The organism is Mariniblastus fucicola (assembly GCF_008087665.1).
GTDB lineage: Bacteria > Planctomycetota > Planctomycetia > Pirellulales > Pirellulaceae > Mariniblastus > Mariniblastus fucicola.
The window spans coordinates 5,427,861-5,449,575 of record NZ_CP042912.1 but is presented as its reverse complement, the minus strand read 5'-3'; the positions used below and the strand labels follow the sequence as shown (position 1 = coordinate 5,449,575).

General features: G+C 54.8%; 14 protein-coding genes. 11 read left to right on the top strand and 3 right to left on the bottom strand.

Annotated features, from left to right (window positions below):
• The first annotated feature begins 180 nt into the window (after positions 1–180).
• The 3 genes from MFFC18_RS20325 (at position 181) to MFFC18_RS20315 (ending at position 6,976) form a co-directional block, all read left to right on the top strand.
• On the top strand, positions 181–3,906 hold the full coding sequence (locus MFFC18_RS20325) for a PVC-type heme-binding CxxCH protein (RefSeq protein WP_075084046.1): 3,726 nt from the start codon (positions 181–183) through the stop codon (positions 3,904–3,906).
• A 131-nt stretch (positions 3,907–4,037) separates the two neighbouring features.
• Positions 4,038–6,428: a redoxin domain-containing protein gene (locus MFFC18_RS20320; RefSeq protein ID WP_075084047.1), complete on the top strand. Its 2,391-nt coding sequence runs from the start codon at positions 4,038–4,040 to the stop codon at positions 6,426–6,428.
• Between the two features lie 167 nt (positions 6,429–6,595).
• On the top strand, positions 6,596–6,976 hold the full coding sequence (locus MFFC18_RS20315) for a DMT family transporter (RefSeq protein WP_084417025.1): 381 nt from the start codon (positions 6,596–6,598) through the stop codon (positions 6,974–6,976).
• A gap of 36 nt (positions 6,977–7,012) precedes the next feature.
• On the opposite strand, the gene MFFC18_RS20310 is transcribed toward MFFC18_RS20315, so the two are convergent.
• Positions 7,013–8,002: a bile acid:sodium symporter family protein gene (locus tag MFFC18_RS20310; protein ID WP_075084048.1), complete on the bottom strand. Its 990-nt coding sequence runs from the start codon at positions 8,000–8,002 to the stop codon at positions 7,013–7,015.
• Positions 8,003–8,117: 115 nt separating this feature from the next.
• Between MFFC18_RS20310 and MFFC18_RS20305 the strand changes: the two genes are divergently transcribed.
• The 3 genes from MFFC18_RS20305 to trxA all read left to right on the top strand — a co-directional run bounded on the left by MFFC18_RS20305 (position 8,118) and on the right by trxA (position 9,998).
• Entirely contained in the window at positions 8,118–9,152 is a 1,035-nt protein-coding gene (locus MFFC18_RS20305) for a hypothetical protein (RefSeq protein WP_075084049.1), read from the top strand.
• A gap of 60 nt (positions 9,153–9,212) precedes the next feature.
• A complete protein-coding gene (locus MFFC18_RS20300) occupies positions 9,213–9,422 on the top strand; it encodes a hypothetical protein (protein WP_075084050.1) in 210 nt (69 codons plus the stop codon).
• A gap of 258 nt (positions 9,423–9,680) precedes the next feature.
• Positions 9,681–9,998 (top strand): thioredoxin, encoded by a 318-nt coding sequence (gene trxA, locus MFFC18_RS20295; protein WP_075084154.1) that lies wholly within the window; start codon positions 9,681–9,683, stop codon positions 9,996–9,998.
• A 145-nt stretch (positions 9,999–10,143) separates the two neighbouring features.
• On the opposite strand, the gene rpsR is transcribed toward trxA, so the two are convergent.
• Together rpsR and MFFC18_RS20285 are read right to left on the bottom strand one after the other, a co-directional pair.
• The gene (gene rpsR, locus MFFC18_RS25345; RefSeq protein ID WP_075084051.1) at positions 10,144–10,413 is read right to left on the bottom strand and encodes a 30S ribosomal protein S18; all 270 of its coding nucleotides are present in this window, start codon (positions 10,411–10,413) and stop codon (positions 10,144–10,146) included.
• Between the two features lie 294 nt (positions 10,414–10,707).
• Positions 10,708–12,102, bottom strand: coding sequence for a prepilin peptidase (locus MFFC18_RS20285; RefSeq protein WP_075084052.1), 1,395 nt, complete (start codon positions 12,100–12,102; stop codon positions 10,708–10,710).
• 68 nt (positions 12,103–12,170) lie between these two features.
• Here MFFC18_RS20285 and MFFC18_RS20280 point away from each other — a divergent pair, with 68 nt between their 5' ends.
• The 5 genes from MFFC18_RS20280 (at position 12,171) to MFFC18_RS20260 (ending at position 21,676) form a co-directional block, all read left to right on the top strand.
• Complete coding sequence (locus tag MFFC18_RS20280; RefSeq protein WP_075084053.1) at positions 12,171–14,561, top strand: multiheme c-type cytochrome; 2,391 nt, start codon at positions 12,171–12,173, stop codon at positions 14,559–14,561.
• A complete protein-coding gene (locus MFFC18_RS20275) occupies positions 14,558–16,783 on the top strand; it encodes a hypothetical protein (RefSeq protein WP_075084054.1) in 2,226 nt (741 codons plus the stop codon). The genes MFFC18_RS20280 and MFFC18_RS20275 overlap by 4 nt, the downstream gene beginning before the upstream one ends.
• A 232-nt stretch (positions 16,784–17,015) precedes the next feature.
• Positions 17,016–19,169 carry a hypothetical protein gene (locus MFFC18_RS20270; RefSeq protein WP_075084055.1) on the top strand — a complete coding sequence of 718 codons (2,154 nt, stop codon included), beginning with the start codon at positions 17,016–17,018 and terminating at the stop codon, positions 19,167–19,169.
• A gap of 161 nt (positions 19,170–19,330) precedes the next feature.
• Positions 19,331–20,713 (top strand): DUF4350 domain-containing protein, encoded by a 1,383-nt coding sequence (locus tag MFFC18_RS20265; RefSeq protein WP_075084056.1) that lies wholly within the window; start codon positions 19,331–19,333, stop codon positions 20,711–20,713.
• Positions 20,714–21,676, top strand: coding sequence for an AAA family ATPase (locus MFFC18_RS20260; protein ID WP_075084057.1), 963 nt, complete (start codon positions 20,714–20,716; stop codon positions 21,674–21,676).
• Positions 21,677–21,715: the final 39 nt, after the last annotated feature.

The window sequence follows — 21,715 nt, the reverse complement described above, 5'->3', positions numbered from 1 at the left end:
GCAACACGAATGACGTTTACAACTATCATTGCTAAGATGCTTTCTCGCGACCGACTCACAGCAACCACCAAAGTCGAAATGAAACGAACAAGACGTATGACAATGCCTGTTTCGAATGTTTGTAGTACCGCGTTCAGGCGGACATTGAACTCATTCCGGCTAAAGCCGGTACTACGAACGGTGCTCCCATTTGCCTGGCTTGTGCTGGCAAGTTTTGCGTACGCTCAGGACGCGAGCGAAGCCTATCAGCCGCTGGTCTACCACGATGCGGAATCCACGGGCATCGGAGCTGGAAAGCACATCGTCTTCCTCGCTGGCGACCACGAGTATCGCAGTGAGGAGACCTGCCCGGCGATCGCGCGGCTGATGGCGAAGCACTTTGGGTTTAAGTGCACCGTTCTGTTCAACCTGGATTCGGAAGGCTACATCGAGCCCGGCAACAACAATATGCCGGGGCTGGAAGCACTCAAAACGGCGGACTTGGCTTTCGTCTTCCTACGTTTCCAGGATTTTCCGGACGACCAGATGCAGCACTTCGTCGACTACCTTGATCGCGGCGGCCCCGTCGTTGGACTGCGAACGTCAACGCACGCGTTCCAGATCCCGAAAGACAAAAAGTTCGCTCGCTTCGACACCAACTACGAAGGCAAGGAATTCGAAAAAGGTTTCGGCCGTCAGATCCTTGGCGAAACGTGGGTCAGTCACTACGGCAAGAACCACAAGATGTCGACGCGGCACATCATTTTGGATTCTGCCAAAGACCATCCGATCATGCGTGGCGTCACCGATCCGTGGGGACAGGCCGGTGGCTATTGGGCCGATCCGATGCCCGACAGCGTTGTGCTGACTCATGCTCAACCGCTGGAGTCGATGGAGAAAGATGCCGAGCCCGCCGAAGGCAAGAAGCCTTGCCCCGGAGTTTGGACTCGGACTTACAAAAGCAAATCCGGCACCGAAGGCCGCGTCTTCACCACGACTTCAGGTTGCTCCGAAGACATCCTTGATGATGACTTTCGTCGCATGATCGTCAACGGTGCTATCTGGGCAGTTGGGCTGGAAGACAAAATTACGGCCGACGCGGAAATGAGCCTGGTCGGTCCTTACCATCCGACGACGTTCAGCAATCTCGGCTATCGTTTGGACGTCAAGCCGCAGGACATGGCGGGTTGGGACACGCCGATCATGGATCCTGAAAAACCGATTCAGCCTGCGGTGAAATGGGGACAGCCGCGACCGAAACGCGACCGAAGCAAAAAGAATGTTGAGCAGGGTGAAAGTTCAGGTGTCCTGCAGCTTAAAAAAGGAGACCACATCTGCCTGGTCGGCAACGCTCTGGGCGAGCGGATGCAGCATCACAACTGGTGGGAGACGGCACTGCACAGTCAGTTTCCCGAAATGAACCTGGCTGTTCGCAACCTGTGCTTTCCTGGCGACGAACCTCAAGAGCGAATTCGTTCGCTGAATTTCGGTTCGCCGGATGATCATCTCAGCAACGCCAACGTCATTTTGTACTTCTTTGGCTTCAACGAATCCTTCGACGGCAAGGATGGAGTCGAGTCGTTTGTTTCCGACATCGGCAAGCTGATCGAAGAAACCAAAGCCAAACGCTACGACGAATCGAAAGACGAAGCGCCGCGAATCGTTTTCGTATCGCCGATCGCGTTCGAAAACACGGGCAATCCAAACTTGCCCGACGGGACGGAACAGAACAAAAACATCGAGCTTTATGTTGACGCGTTGAAGTCGATTTGCGGTCAGCACGATGTTGGTTTTGCGGACGTTTTCAATCCAACGAAAGCTTTGTTTGAGAAGACCGATGCACAATTGACGCTCAATGGAGCTCACCTGAACGACGCCGGCTACACAGCCTTCGCCCCGATTTTGATGACGGCTCTGTTTGGAGAATCGAACGCGAAAGTCAGTTTTGACGATTCGATCAAATCCGTTGTCGACGACAAAAATTTTCACTGGTGGCATCGCTATCGCGCGGTCAACGGGTTCTCAATCTACGGTATCCGCGGTGGCGCCGGGCAGGACGGTTCCGGAAAATTCAACAATCGGATGGTGATGGAACGCGAACGTGCGATCCTTGATCAAATGACGGCAAATCGCGACGAGCGCATTTGGGCTTTGGCTCGCGGCGAACGATTTAAGGGCCCCGTTTCTGACGACAACACCCTACCTTTCTACGAGCCGACGACGAACGTTGGTATTCCTGATGATCCAAACGCAAAACGCGGCAAGCTTGGAACGCTGAAATATTTGACGGCTGAAGAGCAGCTGGAAAAATTCGAGCTTGCTCCCGGCTATGAGATCAATCTGGTGGCTTCCGAAGAACAGTTTCCGGAACTCGCCAATCCGGTGGCGATCAACTTTGACAACAAAGGACGCCTGTGGGTGGCGACGATGGCCAGCTACCCGCATTGGAAACCGAAATCGAAACTCGATGACAAAATTCTGATCCTCGAAGACAACGACGCCGACGGCAAAGCGGACAACTGCAAAGTGTTCGCCGACGGTTTGCATCAACCAACTGGTTTCGAAATCGGCGACGGCGGAGCCTACATCGCTCAACAGCCAGACGTGCTGTTCATGAAAGACACCGACGGGGATGACAAAGCCGATCACAGCGAGCGACGTTTGGTCGGTTTCGATTCGGCGGACTCGCATCATGGAATCGCTGCGTTCCAATGGGGACCCGGTGGCACACTGTACTTTCAAGAGGGCACGTTCAAGTTCTCGCAAGTCGAAAGCCCGTACGGTTTGTCGCGACTTGGTGAAGCCGGGATCTGGAAGTACGACACGCGGACTGAAAAATTCGGCGTGCATACTTCGTTTACATTTTCGAATCCATGGGGACACATCTTTGATCGCTGGGGGCAGGATTTTATCGGTGACGCTTCCGGCGGTTTGAGCTATTGGGCGGCGCCTATTAGCGGGCACATCGAGTACCCCTTAAAACATCCCGGCGGTTCTCACGATCGTCGAGTTCAGAAAGAAGTCGGCAAACCGAAAGGTTATCGCTTCAAGACGCTGTACAAGAAACGCATCCGTCCGTTGGCGGGTTGCGAGATCGTTTCCAGCAGTCATTTTCCCGACGACGTGCAAGGCAACTGGCTGGTGACGAATTGCATCGGCGAGCGAACGGTGCTGAATCATAAAATCGAAGAGAAAGAATCCGGGTTCTGGGGCACCGAAGCTCCGGCGATCGTGTCCTGCACCGACGGAAACTTTCGACCGGTCGACGTTGAGTTTGCCCCGGACGGTTCGCTGTACATCGTGGATTGGCACAACGCTTTGATCGGTCACCTGCAGCACAACCTTCGTGACCCAAGCCGCGATCACAGTCACGGACGTATCTGGCGGGTCACCTACCCGGATCGTCCGTTGGTGAAGCCTGCGAAGATCGCGGGTGAGCCGATTCCGGCGCTGCTGGAGTTGTTGAAAGTTTACGAAGACCGCACACGGAACCGTGCCAAACGTGAACTTGCCCAACGCGATTCCGATGAAGTCATCGCTGCGGTCGCAGATTGGGTGAAAGGGCTCGATGCGACCGATCCGGAGTTTGAGCACCGTCAATTGGAAGCTCTTTGGGTTCACCAAATGCACAACCGCATCAATGAGGACTTGCTTGATAAAGTCCTGTCCTCGAAAGACCATCGGGCTCGTGCCGCAGGTGTTCGCGTGCTGTCGTTCTGGCTTGACCAGATCGAGAAACCGCTAGAGCGTTTGAAGAACATGATCGGCGATGAGCATCCTCGCGTGCGACTGGAGTCAGTGCGGGCGCTGAGCTTTTTGGAGCCCGGCGACGACGCAATCGAAGTCGCTCTTGAAGTGTTGAATCACGAGATGGATTACTATCTCGAATACACGCTCGACGAAACGATGCGAGTTCTGGAGCAGTAGAGTCATGGCGTGGTTGTGGTTTCCAGCCGCAGCTTTTTTGGTATCTGCTGCGACTGGACGCCGCAACCACGTTTTTGTCCCGCGACTGTCAGCTAAACACATCTCAACCTCAAAGATCAAATCACAAAACCATGAAGTTTGCTCTTTCACTCATCGTTGCGATCGCGGCTTGCAGTTCGCTTCACGCCAACAATAATCACAACCATTCTCACACGGTTTCGGCGTCCCCCGCTGCCCTGCCCTCGTGGAATCTCGCAGGCGCAAACCGAAAAATAATTTCCAGCGATCAGTTTTCCGGACGGCCCTACGTGATGGTTCTGCATCTCGGCAAAGGCTGTCTGCACTGCGCCGAACAACTGCAGGCTTTTGGGAACCGTTCGAGTTCGTTTCGCGATATCGGCGTCGAAGTTATCGGCGTCAGCACAGACGATTCGGAAACGTTGACTCAGCAGCTTGCAGATCTGGGCGGAACGTTTGCGCTTGAGAATCTCTGTTCGGATCACGAACTGAATCTGTTTCGCCAAACAGGTGCCTTCGACAAAGCCACCAACAAACCATTGCATGGCACGATCCTTGTCGATGCCGCTGGCCGGGTCCGCTGGTCGAGCATTGGCGATCATCCTTTCATGAAGATCGATCAACTGCTCGCCGAAGCATCCCTCGTCAGCACCGGAGCCACGACGACTCAGGAAGACGACAATCCGGATCGCCCGAAGATCTTTCTGGACAAACCTGCTCGCGTCGTCGCCTATCAGCTTAAGCGTCTCGACAACGAGCGACTGTTGATGGTCAGCCGCAAGACCGACGACAAAAAATACGCGCCCGTCTGGTCAGCGATTTTGACTCGAGATGGTATGGATCGTCAGTATCGCAAGGAATCGCTTGCGGCTTTGGTGAAGCTGAATGAATCGGACTCGGCAACGGAACTGATTGCCGCCCTCGATGCGATGAAATCGAGCTCGGATTCCGAAAAGGAAAGCTCTCGCGAGTTGGCCAATATGTTGTTGCGGCTGGACGCGGAAAAGCTCAAAGCTGCTGCCGATCAACTGGTCGAATCGACCTCCTCCGGCAATACGGTTCTGGCCACGGCCAGCTTCGCGGCACTCGCCACAGCAGGTCTTTCGGACAAAGCGATTTCGACCAGCCAAATCGATGCTGACCACACGATTCACTGGTTGAACTCGATCGGCATGATTCGCGATCGCGACACTCGAAACGGATTTCGTGAGCAAGTTGTCTCGAAAATCGGCAGCGCCGACGACATCGCAATTCGCCAAGCCGCCCTTTCGGCGATGAAGCATTTTTCTACCGATCAAGCCGAAACATGGTCGCTGGTTGCGTCGAAAGTCAAGGATGGCAAACTCCGCGACGCCGCGATCAAAACGTTGCTGGCGTTGCCGATGGAGTCTGCGAATGCACAGCAGGCGACGAAGCTGGTGGAAAGATTGCTCAAACGAGCCGAAGCCATGCCGGCCGCGAAACGAACTGGTGAGAAAGCGCTCCTGGCGATGGAGTTGGTTGACGAGCTCTTGGCCACGATGGATGACGATTCGGCTGCCGCTTTCCGCGACCGGATGAGCAAAGTTTCCGTTCGTGTTGTTCGCATCAAAACCGTGAAGGAAGAGATGCGTTATGACGTGCCTTACTTCGCAGCTCAGGCCGGCCGTCCGATTCAAATCGTTTTGCAAAATGAAGACCTGATGCCTCACAACTTGCTGGTTTGCCAGCCGGGAAAACTGAAACAGGTTGCGGCTGATGGACTCAGGGCCGGACCGACCGGTGGCAAAGACGGCAAGCAGTACGTTCCGAAAACGAATGACGTGCTGTTCGCCACCGACATGGTTCAGGCTCACCAACAGGAACGGCTGACTTTCACCGTACCGACAAAACCGGGGGCCTACCCTTTCGTTTGCACTTTCCCGCAGCACTGGTCGCGCATGTACGGTGTGATGGTCGTGGTCGATGATTTGGCGGCATGGGAAAAGAACCCAATCAAGCCCGAAGATCCGATCGGCAACACTCGTCAGCTGGTCAAGAACTGGACGATTGATGACTTCAAAGCCGAACTGGAGATGGATCTGAGCGAGCATTCAATCGAAGCCGGCAAACGAATTTTCACAGAGGCGACTTGCGCTCAGTGTCATCGGCTTGGCGAATTCGGCGGGGCCGGAGCCAACGTTGGTCCTGCGCTCGACGAGCTTTACAAGCGATGGGAGTTCGAACGTGGTGCAGCGTTGAAGCAGGTCTTTGATCCGTCCAGCCACATTGATCCGCAATACAAAATGTTCATCGTCGCGACCGATGACGGGCAAACTCGTAGCGGATTGATCGTCAGCCAGGACGACGAAAGCATCGAGCTTCTTGAGAGCGGTTCGGTTTCCGAAACGACGAAGATTCTGAAGGACGAAGTTGAAGAAATGGCCGAATCGAAAAAATCGATCATGCCAAAAGCCTTGCTGGACAATTTCAGCAAGGAAGAGATTCTGGATCTGGTGCACTACCTTGAGTCGAATCAAAAGTAGTCGATTTCGAAGAGTATGAATTCGTCCTGTTGGGTTCATTGAAAGGCCGGCCGTTTGTGGACTCAAGCTAGTCGGCACTCGCTGGCAAACAATCACCAGAAGTGAGGACGACCTCACCGCTCTATTCTCATCCAGGGACGGCCCTGATCCAAAATGGAAACACCGTCATGGCATGGTTGATATTGATCGTAGCGGGCCTGTTTGAAATTGGATGGGCGATTGGCCTGAAGTACTCAGACGGTTTCACAAAACCGATCGCCTCGATTTGGACCATTGCGGCGATGGTCATCAGCATGACGCTGCTAGGCATCGCACTTCGAACGCTGCCTGTGGGGACGGCCTACGGAGTGTGGGTTGGAATCGGAACGGTGGGCACGGTTGCTTTTGGGATCGCATTGTTTGGCGAACCCGCCAGTTTTTCGCGACTGTTCTTTGTCATGCTGATCATTGTTGGCATCATGGGGCTCAAGTTCACAACGCAGAGCAACCCGGACGCGGTCAGAGATAACGTTGAATTGCGCCGAAGCAATAACAGCTCCCAGGAATAGCGGTGTCGATTCGCCAACGTGAGATGGTTCGCTCAGTTAGCGGCCGGTCGCCTGATGCGTGCCACTCGCGGCTTGTTCGGAATTCACGCCGGATTTTGTCGCGACCATGCGATCAGCGATTACCGTGTCGATTACCAGTTGAAGTGAGTGAAATGCGAGCAGTGGCAGAATCGAGATCTGTAACCCAACTGCGATTGAAAGCCCGATCATAAGCGTTTTTTGGCTACCGGAGAACGCAACTGCGATCTGTTCCTCGCGGCTCATACCGCAGACTTTGGCGATATGGCGTCCGACATACAGGACAATGACGTGGACCAGCAGCAAGCACGCGATGCCAATCGCCAGCTCGGCAAGCGGAAAGTTGCTGTCGCTTTCACGCAACCGAATGCCTGACGGAATCGAGCCCAGAAAAACGATCGACAGCAGCCCGAACTGGGACGCGATGCCCAGCTGCTTTTTGTTCTCAGAAGCCCATTTCGCTGATCGTGAATGCATTCGAACCAGTTGAGCGATCGCGATTGGAGTGACGACAAACATCAGCAGCTTGACCACCGTGTCGCTGAAACTGACCGCCGTGTCACTCTGTCCGCCGACCTGCAACCAGACCCAAAACGGCGATGAGACAAAACACAGCAAGTTGGTGATCAAGGTCACCAGAATCGCGACGCGATCGTCTCCGCCGGCTCGGCGAGTCCACACTGCGGCCGAAACCAGCGTGCAAGGCGCCGCAAAAGCCACAATCATTCCGGCGCCGATTTCGGGGCCGACCAGATTGCTGAACGGCCAGATCGCGAGCGGCATCAGAATCGTATTGATGGCCGCGGCGAGCAAAGCTGCCTGGGGGCGGCGCAACACATCAGTGATGTCACCGAAAGAAAACTTCCAGACCATCAGAAACATTGTCGTCGCCACGATGCCCCATTTGAGGGCCGAGATCTTTGAAAGCGGCTCCAGCGCAGGCGCAAACCCCATGCCGACGCTCAGCATCACCATCAAACCGAACAGAAACCAGTGCTTTTTGAACATAAGCAATCGTCGTCACGCTAGCAAACCCAGAACCCGGCTTTGAGCCACCAGCGGACAATCGTACGATAAAAGGCCGCGCGGCGATGCGCCGCGCTATTCTGACACGGAAGTCAGTATGAAGAATGACTTGAGCGACAACCAGAAACGAACGATCTGCCGATTGCTGTTTCTGTTGTTCTGCGCGCTTCCAACATTCACCACCGTCTATTTTGCGACCCATCAGCGCACGCCCGATCAGTGGGCGAAATTGTTACAGGCCGAACTTGGCGTCGAGACCTCGATCGGAATCGTCGAGACGCCGCGACCTGGCGAAATATGGTTTCATGATGTGAAGCTGTTTGGAAACGATGGCCAGCCAATCGTCGAAACTTTCATGAGCGCCAAGGTCACACTGGGGAACATCAATCGCGTCGAATTTCGAAACCCAATCCAGGTAAAACGGGAAGGACTCAGTCACTTCCTCGAGGAGGCTGCCGAGCGGTTGGTCAAATCCCAGTCGGATCTGAAGCCCTGGGAAATTGAGTTTCGGGATATCGAAGTCATTTCCCGTCGCGAGTCCGAGTTCGAGTACGACAGCTTTCACATGAATCGGTTGTACGTCACGTGGCACAACGGTCGCGACGGACGGGTCGTCACCATCGAGGCTCCTCTGGACAGCGAAGAGAGCGGGCAAGCCGAAGATCGCGGCGTGTTGCGGATGGCGAAGAACCCAGACACCGGTACATTCAGTGTGGCTTTCGATACTACCAACAAAGGAAAAGTGCCCTGCTGGCTGGCCAGTTACTGGTTTCCGGAATTGGAGACCAAGCTTGGTGCAGACGCTCATTTCTCTGGTGTCGCGAGCATCGATTCGAGTGACCGTGGTGTGCAGTGTGAGCTGACAGGCAGCTTTGTTGGCATCCAGCTGCCAAACGTCGCTGGTGTCGAAGCGGACTTGCGGAAGGCAACTGCCATCTTCGTGAATGGTTTGGAGTTGGAGGACTCGCAGTGGACGGTGGGGAAAGCCGCGATTGCGTTCGAGAACGGTCTTTATCGGGAGATGCCCAATCCGCTGCAGTATCGACGCGCGGTGTCGCAGCAAACCGAGTTGTTCACTGAGGTCCTGCAAGCTACGTTTCATGAAGGATTCGACACGACTCTGTTACGTTAAACGCTTTGTGCCGGACCAGTTACAATTGAAGGACTTTCTCGTACTCAATCGGTTGCCAACATGTGGCGTTCATTACTTCTTGGAAAACTTGCGATCTCCATCGCGGTTTCGCTGCTGGTCGGCGGATTCTGCATATGGAGTCTGCGAAAACCCGATCTGGCGACGACGGAGTATTCCAGTTGGCTGGGCATCGGAATCTTCTTTTTGGCTCTGGCGGCGGTTCAGGTCGCGATGGTGGCGATGATGTTTCGCAAAAAGAAGTTCGATTAGACGCGGATCCATGGCCTCTGGTTCGCTGATTCGCCCATTGGTCAGGTCGTCCGTGAAGGTTTCGGGCAAACGCCAAAATCGTAGGTGTCTGTTGCGAGCGTAAGTCAGATATAGCCGGTAAAACGCGTCGCTCGGGCCCCTGCCCTCTCGAAAATTCCCTGGTGTAAGGTAGGATCGAAGCTCGCAATGCGTCAAAAACAAGCGACGCCCCAATGGGTGAGCGGACGCAAACCAGTAGATTTAATTTTTGAGGAAACGATGGCTGCAGAATTTAGTGGCGAAAACTTTGAGGCGGAAGTTATCAATTCCGCGAAGGTTGCCTTGGTTGATTTCTATTCTGATGGCTGCCCACCGTGCCGTGCACTGGCGCCGCTGATTGATGAACTGTCTGATGAGCTTGGCGATACCGCTACCGTCGGTAAGGTCAATGTTGGCAACGATATGGATTTGGCGATGAAGTACGGGATTTCCGTCGTGCCAACCATTCTGGTCTTCAAAGCCGGTGAAGTGGTTGAGCGAAAGACAGGAGCACTGCCCAAGGATCAACTCCAGGCACTGATCGAACAACACGCGTAAGCCCGGTTTGAGGGCTTACTGAAAGATTGAGATTGGGATTTTTAGTCCCAGTCGCACAACGAAAAAAGCCTGCCGATTTCGGCAGGCTTTTTAAATGTATCCAATGCAATTGCATCATCACCACTGATCGTGGTGGCGGATCGTATCAGTCGCCTTTGTATGGCATCAACGCCATGAAGCGAGCTCGCTTGATCGACGCGGTAACGGCATGTTGGCTGATTGCGGTGCAGCCAGTCTTACGACGGCCGACAATTTTTCCGTGGCGATTCGTCAGCTTTTTCAACAGCTCAACGTCTTTGTAGTCCACGTAAGTCGGACGCGGGCGTTCGCCGTCCACGAAAAGAGGATCCTTGCGAACTGTTTTCGTCTTGAGTTTCGGTTTGCGACGTGTGTTTCTTCGTTTTTGGAATGCCAAGGGATCGACTCAAAAAGCAGGGTTTAAATTCAGTTTCAAACGGCAGAGGCATCGAGGCCAAAGTGGGAAGATCGTCAGAGGACCTTCCATTCTGCGGCTAAATTCGATTCGGACTGCGTATTATGCAAAATCGCGGGCAAGAGGCAACCGAAAAAGCGGGTGTTTTTGGCTGATCGGGGAGATTGTCGGGGCTTGGGCGACTCAGTAAAAATGGCGACGTGACCTCCCAGCCGGGCTTTGGCAAGCGAACAAAGGCAGGGATTATCCAGACTTTGGCGTCCGAATGCGAAAATCCTAGGCCGTTTCGTCCGCATTCAGGTCCACCCCCAGCAGGCTCTCCTTCAGCCACCGAACCAAGGGCAGCAGAATCGCCATCAGCACCAAAGAGCCACCGAACGCCGCCAGCAGCCACGGCCCCATCCAGAAAATGTGCTCAAAATCGCTCCAGACCGATGGCCAGCGGAACATTGCGAGTAACGAGCCCATGCACAAATACGGGCCAAACGCCAGATAGCTCTTCTTGGTCATCACGAACAAAATTATCGCCAGCACCACCGCAAAGAAGATCGAATACACGAACCCCGCCATCGACGCCTGCCAGCCAAGAAACGCTCCGATCATGCACATAAGCGTCACGTCGCCAAAACCCATTGCTTCCTGACCAAGCGCCACGCCACCGACGATGCGGATGCCCCAAATCAGACCACCAGCGACTCCCAAGCCAATAAAAGAAGAAACCAGGCTGATTTTTGCGGCCATCCCCAGCCAGGAAAACCAGGCGATCGGAAGCAGGATCACGCCAACGAACAGCATCAGCAGATAAATCCGGGTCATCAACGACGTGGTCCGCGGTCTGACACGAAGCTCACACTCGTTTTTACGTCTCGGCCGAAAGGTGGAGGCCAGCATGATCTTCAGCGAGCCCCAATGCCCCAAACCGAACTCACGCGGCGGATAGATCTTTGGAAGCAAAGCCAAAACCCAGATCACGAATATCGCCACACAGGCTAACAGGCCGGTCGTGCTGGTGACCCACGCTCCGGGCACATCCGGCGAAGCAAAGTCAATGCTGCTGAGTGAGCGCAATGCTGCTGGCGTTGGTACCGTCAGTGGCAAGCGAACGTTTATGAAAATCGCGGAGGCGATCAAGGCGACAAGCGTTCCCGGAACTGTTACCTGGTCAGGAATCATCTGTTCGTCGAAATCAATGAAGGTTGCGATGAACATCAGCGCGATCAAAATCGAATGCAACCAAAACCACCCGTTGGCCAGCGAAGCAAATTGGTCTGCATCAGCCGGGGTCAAACCAACCGCCGGGTCGAATCCGATCAGTCCGCCGTTGTGCTGCCAAAGGAAAAACAGCGGTAGGCCAATCATCCAGGTTAGTTCGATTAGCAGTGGACGAAGCCAGCAGGCTTTTCCAAAAACGCTGGCATCGCGACGAAGCCGGAACCAGCCGACGATCGGAACGAAATCCAACGCCGCTCGCGGCTGTACTTCATCCAGTCGGTTCTCCGCGACATAGTCCGGATGCTGTTCACGCAATTGGTCCGGCACCCGTTTCATAAACGGGCTGACTGGCAAATAACGCGTGATTGCCCATCGGTAAATCGCCCAGTTGATCAGCGAACCGGTCAACGCCCCCAAAACTGCAAGCAAGAGAATCTGGATCAGGAGCTGAGGCGGCATGTTGCTTTGGCGGCGGAGAGAAAACTGCTATCAGATCTTGTTAAAAGATTCCGGTTAGGAAAAGGCTAATGCCGGAAGCTCATGAAGCCGATAACGATCAGGTAAAATTTTACGGTTACGGCGACTGTTCTGCCATGAGCACTGGAAGCTCCAAACATTTCAAAGTTTACGCCTGGTTCGCGTTTATCGCGTTCGCGTGTGTTGCGTTTTACAAACTCAACGCGCCGTCCGGCGAAGCGGTTACGGCAAACATACCTGACGATACGCTCATTGTCGCTGCGCCGGTTCAAAATTCCACGAATCACGATCCGTTTTACGCCACCTCCGCATCAGGACTGCCCAACCCGGATGCCCAGCTCGATTCGCTCACACCGGACGATGTCGCGACGCTGCAGAATTTGCCTTCGATTTGCGTTGCTGAGATCCCCGGCCTCAAGGAAGAAGAAAAACCTGGCTGCCCGGCGACTGATGCGATGGCTCAGCTTCCCGCCTACGCAGAGATGAAAAAACATTCGGCGCCAGCAACTTTCTCAGTGGACTCGCCATCTCAAAACGGCCCCACGAACTCGTCTAACGAAAGCCATACGTTTCCTGGCTATGCTGCGACTTCGGACATGCCGCTCGGAACTCAAACCTGGACTCCACCGGCTTCGCAAAACACATCGCCGACTGCTGACCCACACGTCCATCCGGCTTCGTTTGAGTCTACGGACTTTGCAAATTACAACCCACACGCCAAAGCAACGGCCAACCATCGGGACTCGCTCAAAGCAGGTGCCAAAGAGCAGCTCGAGGCGCTCGACGTCGATCCGCACCTCGAAGCTTTCTCGCGAACCGCGTTTCCGTCGGCCGTCGAGTGCGCAAAATGCCATGAGCAGATCTTTGACGAATGGGCGTCGTCGAGCCACGCTTATGCCGCGGTCTCGCCGATGTTCCACGTCTTTGAAAATCGAATCAACAAACTTGCATCCGGAACGATTGGATACTTCTGCATGCGATGCCACGCTCCCGTTGCCACGACGATGGGTTTGCGACGTGACCAGGCGATCTGGGACGGACCACGTGTCTTTCGCGAAGGTGTAACTTGTGTTGCCTGTCATCGAGTCAAAACGCCCTACGGCAAAACCAACGGCGAGCGCCACATGATTCCTGGCGGTGCGGAAGATCCGATCGTCGGAGGCAGCGACGGCAAGGGCGTGCATCAGGTGGCTGAGAAGTACGCGGACTATTTCAAAACCAAAACGGACCCGAGTTCAAAAAAGCCCGGGCAACTGATTCACCGGCGTTCGATTCAGTTTGAAGAACTCTCCAAGTCGACCTACTGCGTTTCCTGTCATCAGGTTGCCGTCGAGCCGGGGATCAAACTGGAAGTCGTTTGGGATCAGTACCGTGCATCGCCGGCGTACCGCGAAGGCATCACCTGTCAGCAGTGCCACATGGGCGCGATCCCGGGCGTCGACAGCGGCTACACTTACGGGCCCGCCGCGGTGGTTGATGGCAAAGTCGTCAATCCGGAACGCAAACATTCGAATCACATGTTCTATGGACCGGGCTACTCGATTGCTCACCCTGGAATCTTTCCGCAAAACGTCAAGGCAGATCGCTGGTCGTTTAATGAATGGCTGGCGTTTGACTGGCGCGCCGGTTGGGGAACCGAGGCGTTTGAAAAACAGATGGCTGAGTTTGGAAACGTTCATTTCCCTGAGCCTTGGAACGATGCGGACACGCGGATGGACGCTCGGGAGATCGTGGACGCGAACCTTGAGAAGCTGGATTACAAAAAAGACCTACGCGTTCAACTGTTGGAAAACGGTTCGAAGCTGGACGGGCCGTTCTTTGCTGATACGCCGCGAACGGGAGAGCCGCTGAGCTTTCGCTATTGCCTGACGAATATCAATCCGGGCCACAACATGCCCAGTGGATCGCTCGGAGCCCAACCGCAGATCTGGATGAATGCAGTGCTGACCGGGCCGTCTGGGCAGCGACTTTGGGAGACCGGCTACCTCGATTCCAATGGCGACCTTTGCGACAACCATTCGCTTGATGTGCTTGCACGCAAAGCGCCTTTCGATACACAGCTGATGAATCTGCAAACCAAATTTCTGGTGACGAATGTCAAAGGGACGGAACGCGAAATGTACTTGCCGGTCCCGTTTGAGCTTGACCAATTGCCGTTCATTCGCCCGGCTCCGCAGCCGGTTACCGTGCTCAATCATCCTGTCGGGATTCGCATGGAAGGCCACTCTTTGCCACCACTGGGATCGCGAAATATCAAGTACTCCGTGCCCAGCCGCTTGATGACCCAGCCAGGAACTTACACGCTGAGCGTTCGGCTGCGTAGCCGCGCTGAACCGATCTACTTCATGCGATTTTGCAATGCGACTCCCGAGATGATTCGAATGATGAACGAGTGGATCGCTGACTTTCACGAGCAAACAGTTGTTTTCGAAGTACGTTGAACAACAAGAGCCAGACAACTCGATACTATCTGTTTGTCGCAGCCTGTTTGCTGGTGACGATGGTCGCGTTGCGCTTTAGCCGCGAGGCAGATCGACCGGAACAGCAAGCGGTCGGATGGAGCGTCGCAGCGGACGACGTTCAGGATTGGAGCGAACCGCAAGTCATCGCAGCGTTTGACTCGCCCTCGCTACCGACGAATTCAGTCGTTGAAGCGGAGGCCGATCTGACCTTCGATGCCGAAGAGGAAATTCAGATTCCCGGTTCGTACGCCTCGACGGAGGCCGAGGGCTTTCCGCAAGCCAGTCAGATCGCTTCGTCGCAAACGTTGCATGAATCGAAAGAGGTTGCACAGGTGGTCGCAACCGAATCTGCGGCGTCCGAAATCGCGAGAGCAGAGAAGGTTGTCGCAACGCTGACGGAAGTCGAAACCGAAACATGGGCAGCGGCGATCCCCACCAAGGTGACTTCCTGGGAAAGCGAATCGGTTGTGCCTACAAGCCAGGAGTCAGTGCTTGAGGACTGGAGCAATTTCGAAAATGGATTCGAATCAGAAACCAGCTCGAGCCCTGAGAATGCTGGCGTTTTCGCGACCCCGGAGCCCGAGTCTGAGCTCCGAATCGCTGCATTGCCGACTGAGAACGACAAGCCGAAGTTCAAGAAGTTCGGCGCGGCCAAGTCCAAGAGCAAATCCGCCAGCGGTGACGAAGATGACCATGATCATGACGATGACGACGAAGATGATCCTCCGACCAAACAGCCCGTCGTTCTTTCGGCTTCGAACCGTTGGAAACTGGCCGGTGCACCGAAAAAAGGAGACCGCTACAAAGACGACACGCCGCTGACCGACGATTGCTCGGTATTCATTGAAGACGCGCACGGAAACTTCTCGCCAACACCAACGATGCCCGAAATCCCCTACGATCCGTACGGGCAGATGAACGTCTACGAAGGCAAGCAACTTTACGCGAATCAGCGCCCATTGTTGGAGTTGGGGCGGCCGTGGTATCAGCTGGGGCCGATCAGCGAGGGCTCCTCAATTCTCGGGTTTCACAACAACGTCAATCCGCAGTATTTGATTTTCGGCGACGCCCGGTCTGCGTTTGCGTCAAACAACAACGGCGGCGAGTCCAGTTCGCTGGTTGCGAGCCAGCTGAACATGTTTCACCATTTTAAGTTCACATCGACCGAGCGTTTCGTGGCCTTCACTTCGCCGCTGACGCGAGGCGGAAACAACACGCGTTATATTTTCGATGATGACGAGTTCGAATCGGAAGCCAACGCGAACATTAACTTCGCCTACTTCGAAGGCGACCTCGGCGCGATTGCTGGCGGAGCGATGGGCGAAACGCTGCCTTTCGATTTGCCGTTCGCCATGGGTATCATGCCGCTGGTGTTTCAGAATGGAATCTGGATGGAGGACGAAATCCTCGGATTTGCTGTCACGATTCCGGCTCGCAACAGCCCTCGCTTTGACATTTCCAACATGGACATCACGTTCTTCGCGGGCTACGACAAACTCGACAGTCCAGCCTTCGTCGGCGACGACAGCGCGGCTCGTGTGATGGGCATCGCCACGTTTCTGGATGCTCTCAATGGGCACTTTGAGATCGACTATGCGTTTCTTGACGACCGTACTTTTCAGGATCGTAGCTACCACAACATCGGCATCGGCTACACGCGTCGCTACGGCCGGTTCCTTTCGAATTCGACGCGTGTGATCGTAAATGCGGGTCAGCAAAACGGTACGACGGATTCAGCCGATGGTGTGCTGTTGCTGTCGGAAAACAGTTTGATCACAGGACACCCGTCGACAGTGGTTCCTTACCTGAACATGTTTGCCGGTTTCGACAATCCTCAATCGGTTGGTCGCAATGCCGCGGCGGGTGGTATTCTTCGGAACACCGGGATCCTGTTTGAGTCCGATAACCTGACGGGCTATCCAACGCTCGATGCGACAGCCAACGATACCTTTGGCATGGCGATGGGATTGAACTTGCTCGCCGACGAGTTTGCTCAACAGTTGATCGTCGAGATGGCGATGCTGGGTGTGATGGGTGACGATGCGAATCGAAACGCTCGTGGCGATCAATATGGAGTCGGCGTTCGCTATCAGTTGCCGCTGACCAACAGTGTGATCTTCCGTGCCGACGCGATGGTCGGTTTTCTTCGCGACGACGAAGACATCAACGGTGGGCGGATGGAAATTCGCAAGAAGTTTTGATGCGGTGAGGGCTCAGGTGGCATAGGCTTCCAGCCTGTGATCGCGCTGGGGAAGTACGAAACAGTTCGGCACCGAAGGCAACGCACAAACTTCTTCGCAGCAATTTCAATGCAATGACAGACCAGAGGCCTATCCCACCTTTGCCACGTGTCCTGGTTAAAAACGCCACAAAACGCAACCTGACAGTTTCCGTGGTTGGTATTCACGACGCTTCACGGGTAAAGTGAACATCATGAAAAGCGGCATCTGGAAGAAAATCTGCCTGGGCGTTTTGCTGACAGCGTTGACTGTTCTCGCAACCCGCCCTGCCATCGCGCAAGACAGCTTTCGCGAGTTCGATCGCAAGCTGGTCGCGACGCCAGCGGAGCTTTACGATGCCCTGTCCTGGCTGCATCCGCAAAAGCAACGGGCTCCGATCGATCCGCAGCGATTGAAGGACATCGAAAAAGCTGGCCGTGACTTTCTTTCCAAGCTCTCGCCAGAGCAGCAGGACAAAGCCTGGGAGTTCGCCGAAAAGTATCTCCGCAAGAACGGTGTCGATGCGGCGTCGTCTCAGAAGCTGTTGCAGGAATTCGGTTTGCCGCCCGAGATGCAGAACGAATTGACCAAGCAGTTTCGCAAGTTCGGCAACCGGCGGACGGATCCTGATGCGACGCGGGCTGGCGATCGCGATGATGAAATCGGTGAGTTGTTGCGAAAGGCTCGTGAGCAATTCGAACGACAAGCCGGTGGAGGACGGCAAGGAGAAAGCGAGAAATCTGAAACAGGAAAGGTTCGTCCTGCGGCAGAAGTCGATGCGGGAACTCTTGGGGCCAATCCAGCGAGACGCAGTCCTGATTCTGCCGAGTTGCCTCAAAGCGACGGTGAAGGCGATGGCGATCGCGAGGGCAATGAGCAAGGGACGCGAGCGGCCAAGGAGGATGCTCGTGGTGATGAGGGAGACCGCGACGGCGAGTCAGCGCCCTCAAATGCATCACGAAAGAAAGCTGAAAGTCAACCTCCGGAAGTCGCGCCTGAGTCTCCGTTTGGTCAGCCAGAAACGGCGGCGGGAGAAGAGGGTCCAGAAAGGCAAGGCCTGGACCCGAACGGTCGGCCCAAATCCAACCGCAGCAGCAAACGGAATGGCGAGGACGAATCAAATCGCTCGGGCCAACAAAATAGGGAGAAGGCGACTTCTGGCGATGAAGCTCAACTCGATCAGCTGCTGAAACAACTAGATGGACTGAAGAAGCAGAAGGTTAACCAAGGCGGCCCTGGCAGCCAGCGTCGAGCTCGCGGCTCGTCACCGGACTCCGATCTCGAGTGGGAAAAGCTGATCGAAAATCTCGCAGAGAATCGAACTGGCAATGCTGACTCAGATCAAAACGGTCAGCCAGGCAACAACGGGCGGAACTCTGACTCCGATGCCACGCCCCGCAAGAACATGCTCGGCCGGGCTCAGGAATTGATCTCCAACGCGTTTAACGGCAAGAAGGGATCCGCAGAAGGTGACTCTTCCGGCAAGGCGACCAATGGAACTCAGTCGAACGAGCGAGTTGGAAGCCGCTTCGACCGTTTGCTGGTCAAAGCCGTTGACCGAACGCTTGCTGCGCAGGACGAGGACGGAGTTTCCGAAGGCGTCAGCGGAATGCTGGGGAGCCTAATCGAGCGATTTCAAAACCGTGAGTCGGAAAGTGAAGAACAGGCCTCCGATTCACAGCGGCGAGGTTCTCGCGATCAAGCCAGTCGTAATGGTCAAAACGCGGGCGACGACAGGCAGAACGATGACTCGATCGCGAACAGCATTGTCAATCAGGCTAATCGCAACTCGGATTCCCTGGGCTCCAACGGGTCGAGTTCCCAGTCTTCAAACTTCAAGCCGCCGCGATTTGAAACGGGTGATGTGGGAGACCTGATTCCTGATCTTTCGGGAGTCGATCCAACGCATGTGTTCACGTTTTTCGCGATCGTTGGTGTCGTGCTGTTTGTCGTCTATCTGGCAACGCAGTCTTTCGTTGGCGATGGCGTGAATACGAAAAGAAAAACTCGTGAAGTGATTCGGCGCGTTCGCAACACGACGATGCGTTCTCCGAAAGATCTGGTTGAAACCGTGGATATGTTTTTGTTGGCCAAGTTCGGCATCAAGTCCAGTTGGTGGAACGCGAAACTGGCTCGGCGGATTTTGCATTCCAGTTCTCCCGAGCTTCAAGGTCAGGTGGATGATCTCTTTCGTGACTACGTTCGAGCACGTTACATGCGTCGTGACATTCAGATTCCCGACACGGATCAACAGCGATACCGCGAGACTCTGGAGGCGCTGTCGAAGCTTGACATTCGACCGAATGTAAAACTTCCCATCGTCCCGAAGCCACCCGCCGCAGATCCGGCCGTGTCACTGGAGGGATAGTGTTGTCAAAGTTTGGTGCAGCGATCGGCGAAAGGCCGCGGTTGGGTTTGTGGAGATTGGTGGGTTTCCGGCTAAATTCTAATACTGCAACTGCACGCTCCGTTGAGCGGCAAGGCGCTAGCCGCCGGTCTCGAAGGGCAATCGAACCGACGGCTAGCGCCTTGTCGCTGACAATTGCAAGACTACAGCCGGTCCTGCAAACTCTGCGTTTAAAACTTGCGATTGTCTTTCTGTTCGCCTGCGTTTTATCTCCGGCAACCGCCAACGCGCAGTTTGGCCTCAACCAGCAACGGATTTCTGAATCGCAATGGAGTCGTGGCTTTCACGGCTTCAATATGATCGCTGAAGGCAATGACCTGCAACGAATCACGCTTCGCGAATTTCAATCCTCCGATTCCGCTGACGTTTTGCTGATCGTCATCGGACGTCTTCGGGGCTTGCCGCTCAACGTCATCAAGCACGTCAACAACGGTGGCTCCGCGATGGTTGCCAGCGACAGCACGCGGCCCTTCAGCGAAGCCACCTTCTCGGGCGTGCGATTCGGCAAATTGCAAGGCTACCGGACTCGGCCAGCCGATGCTTTCGGCGAGATGCAGGACTGCCCCATCGTTCGCGACATTCAAAACCATCCCATCGTTTCCGGCGTCGACGAGATCGTTACTAATCAGCCAGGCTACCTGATGGCAGGTCGTCAGGAAACCATTGCCTGGTTGCCCATTTATCGAAACCGCCGTCAAACTTACGCCTTCGCTGCCGCAAACCAAAACCGAAACAGTGGCCGATTCGTTGCGTTGGCGGACCAGTCGATTTTCACCAACCAGATGATCGTCTACGGCGACAACGCTCGCTTTGCGGACCAGACGATCAAGTGGCTCAAGGATGGCAAGCGAACCAAATTGTTGATTCTTGTTGACGGAGAAGAATCAACGTCGCTTGATCCGGCCGACGTCATCGTCGACGTTCCGCCACCCTCCCAGCGTGAAGTCATGGACGCGTTGCAGGAACTGCCGCCCGCAGCCATGCTCGAATTCGCTAACTCGGTCGCCACCGTTGTCGAAGACGAAAACATGATCAACGATTTCATACACGACAGCCTGGATCGAGTTCCCGAATCGGCAATGAACCGTTTTTACATCTTTTTGATGTTTGGAATTGCCTGCCTTGCGCTGGTGGTCGCGTTCGTGTGTCAGAGGAAACTGCAAAACAAAACGGCCAGTGTCGTTGCCTTTAAACGATCACGCAACGAACAGAACGACATCAAGAAAATTCAGTTTCACGAACGACAACAGGCGGCGCATTTTCTGCTGGACAAATTTTGCGTCCATCAGGCCGGCAGGCGATTCAACGACTGGCCCAGTTTTCCAACGGAAATGGTTTCGGGCAAGGATCGTGAATCGAAGAGCGTTTTTGAATCGATGACCAGGATGAGCATTCTCTACAAATCGAAACCGACCAGCTTTTGGACTCGCAACAAACTTGCAAAACTGAAGAACGAAGTTGAGCGATGGCGAGAGTATTTTGCAAATGCGAAAAAAGAGGACTGAGTGAGCAACACAATCAATCTCCAATCTACGGCAGAGGAAGCCAAACAGCTTCGCGACAACGCCATCTCCAGTTTGGGTCGAACCCTGATCGATTTGGACGAGGTGATCGAACAAGTCCTGATCGCGACGATCGCCCGCGGCCACGTGCTGCTCGAAGGCGTCCCCGGAACCGCGAAAACGACGCTTTGCCGAACGCTGGCGACTGCGATGGGGCTGGACTTCAAACGAATTCAATTCACTCCTGACCTGCTGCCGTCGGACGTTACCGGTACGCGAATTCTCGATCAGGCGCAATCGAAATTCGTGCTGCAGACCGGACCGATTTTCTGTCAGCTGTTGCTGGCGGATGAACTCAACCGAGCCCCCGCGCGAACGCAATCGGCGTTGCTCGAAGCGATGCAGGAAAATCAAGTCACAATCGAAGGCGAGACCCTGCCGCTGCCTCAGCCCTTCATTGTGCTTGCGACGCAGAATCCGGTCGAGCAGGAAGGCGTCTATCGTTTGCCGGAAGCGCAGTTGGATCGTTTTCTGTTTCGCGTCAAAGTCGGCTATCCGGATCGAGGCAGTGAAATCGATTTGTTGGAGATGCAAGAAGCTCCTCCCGAAACGCCGCCGCAAATTTGCGATGCCGGGCTGATTCAACGACTTCAAAATGCGGTGCCGACGGTGTTTGGCAAACGCGAGATGAAAGAGTACGTGGTCGATTTGATTCGCGAAACGCGTCAACATCGAGACGTTTTGCTGGGAGCGAGTCCGCGGGCGGGGATTTATTTGCTGCGAGCGGCGCGGGCACGGGCGTTGCTCAACGGGAAAGATTTCTTTTCGCACGAAGACGTTCAGGCAATTTCGCATTCGGTGTTGCAGCACCGCGTGATCCTGCGTCCTGAAGCAGAACTTTCCGGTCGCTCGGTGGCCGAAGTTGTCGACGAAGTGATTCAAAACGTGGCCATTCGCGAAGACTGAATTGGCGAACTTCACGCCTCTCAAACGAACTGACCCAAG